A 232-nucleotide genomic window follows, 5' to 3' on the forward strand; every position below is an offset into this window, starting at 1 on the left:
ACCGCCACCACCAGATCCGCACTGCGAGGCAGCGCCAGCGCCACCACGTCCTCCGGACCGACACCACACCCCACCAGCACATGAGCCAGCCGGTTCGCCCGCTTGTTCAACTCCCCGTACGACAGCGTGGAGTCGCCCCACACCACCGCCACCGCCCCCGGCGCCGCCGCCACCCGCGCCTCGAACAACTCCGGCAACGACCCCCGCGACGGCACCACAGCAGCCGGCACCG

General features: G+C 72.8%; 1 protein-coding gene. It reads right to left on the bottom strand.

What is annotated here, in order from left to right; all coding sequences use genetic code 11:
- A partial coding sequence (locus DI272_RS44025) for an AMP-binding protein (RefSeq protein ID WP_146238453.1) occupies positions 1-232 on the bottom strand: 232 nt, incomplete at both ends.

The organism is Streptomyces sp. Act143 (assembly GCF_003143935.1).
Classification (GTDB): Bacteria; Actinomycetota; Actinomycetes; order Streptomycetales; family Streptomycetaceae; genus Streptomyces.